The sequence below is a fragment of the Stenotrophomonas sp. SPM genome, assembly GCF_003105135.1.
Lineage (GTDB): Bacteria > Pseudomonadota > Gammaproteobacteria > Xanthomonadales > Xanthomonadaceae > Stenotrophomonas.
The window spans coordinates 1-1,638 of record NZ_QETL01000206.1; the positions used below are offsets into that span (position 1 = coordinate 1).

Here is a 1,638-nt window from a genome sequence, read left to right on the forward strand (position 1 = left end):
GCCCCCACCCCAGCTGCCGCCTCCCCAGCCACCCCCGCCGGCATAGCGCCCGGGGTGGCCGGACAACATCGCCACGACCAGGCCGACGATGCCGGCCACGCCGCTGGCCAGCAGGGTGGAGGTGAACAGGAACGCGGCCAGCGCCGCGCCGCCGCCGCCGAGCAGGCCGCGCAGCGGGCGTGGCACCCGCGAGAACACCCCGCGCAGCATGCTGCCCGCGAACACGCCGATGAACAGCGCCAGGATCCAGATATCGCCACCACCGCCCGCTTCGTGGCCGCGCTGGCCGCTGACCGGCGCCGGCAACGGCTCGCCATCGACCAGCTTCACCAGCACCGCCGTGGCGTCGGTGATGCCACCGGCGTAATCGCCGCTGCGGAAGCGCGGCACCAGGTACTCCTGGATGACCCGGTTGGCGATGGCATCGGGAATCGCGCCTTCCAGGCCGTAGCCCGGTTCGATGCGTACGCGCCGGTCGTCCTTGGCCACCACCAGCAGCACGCCGTCATCCACGCCCTTGCGGCCGATCTGCCACTGGTCGAAGACGCGGGTGGTGTACTGGGCGATGTCCTCGGGCTGGGTGCTGGGCACCACCAGCACCTGCAGCTGGCTGCCCTTGCGCTGCTGCAGGTCCAGTGCCTGCTGCACCAGCGCCTGCTTCTGCGCGGCATCGAGGGTGCCGGTGGTATCGACCACCGGCGAATCCAGCGCGGGAATCGGCGCCAGCGACTGCGCCTGCGACGCCAGCGGCAGCCACAGCAGGAACGCCAGCAGCAGCGCGGTGGCCAGGCGCATCGGTCAGTGCGCCGGCTGCGGTGCCGGCTGCCGCTGCGGCGTGGTGCCGAAGTCGACCACCGGCGCGTTGGAGATCTGCGCTTCGTTCTCGACGCTGAAGTTGGGCTTGGGCTGGTAGCCGAAGATCTTCGCGGTGACCAGCTGCGGGAACGAGCGGATGTAGGTGTTGTAGTCCTGCACCTGCTGGATGTAGCGGCCGCGGGCCACGGTGATGCGGTTCTCGGTGCCTTCCAGCTGTGCCTGCAGGTCGCGGAAGTTGGCGTCGGACTTCAGCGTGGGGTAGTTCTCGGTGACCACCAGCAGGCGCGACAGCGCGCTGCCCAGTTCGCCCTGCGCCTGCTGGAACTGCTTGAGCGAGGCAGGGTCATCGGCGTTGACGTTGATCTGGCCGACGCGCGAGCGGGCGTTGGTGACTTCGGTCAGCACGCGCTCTTCCTGGCTGGCGAAACCTTTGACGGTCTGCACGAGGTTGGGCACCAGGTCGGCGCGGCGCTTGTACTGGTTGAGCACTTCGGACCAGCTGGCCTTGACCGCCTCATCCTTCTGCTGGATGGCGTTGTAACCACAGCCGGAGAGCAGGGAGGCCATCAGCAGCAGGGGCAGGACGCGGGTGAGCAGGCGCATGGCGGGAGTTCCGGGTGGACTGGCTGCCGAGCATGCCATGGTTTGCGTTAACGCCGGCGTGGAGGTCGGGGTGTCGGCCAACGGGCTGGGCCCCCTCCGCGGTGGGTGTGTTTGCTGGATATCGGGGTTGGTCGGGAGGGTGGGTTGGCTGGGGGACGCCGTGAATCCGTCCATGGAGGCTCGGTCGCGCCATCCATGGCGCTCACGCCCCCAGCCAAC

2 protein-coding genes are annotated in these 1,638 nt (G+C 69.5%); both read right to left on the bottom strand.

The window, feature by feature from the left end; translation table 11 throughout:
• The coding region (locus tag DCO49_RS20000) for a TPM domain-containing protein (RefSeq protein ID WP_116865465.1) at positions 1-795 on the bottom strand (795 nt) is incomplete at its 3' end.
• Between the two features lie 3 nt (positions 796-798).
• Complete coding sequence (locus DCO49_RS20005) at positions 799-1,419, bottom strand: LemA family protein (RefSeq protein WP_116865466.1); 621 nt, start codon at positions 1,417-1,419, stop codon at positions 799-801.
• Positions 1,420-1,638: the final 219 nt, after the last annotated feature.

Coding starts and splice junctions, on each gene's coding strand:
- DCO49_RS20005 (WP_116865466.1), bottom strand. CDS start 1,419: ATGCGCCTGCTCACCCGCGTCCTGCCCCTGCTGCTGATGGCCTCCCTG.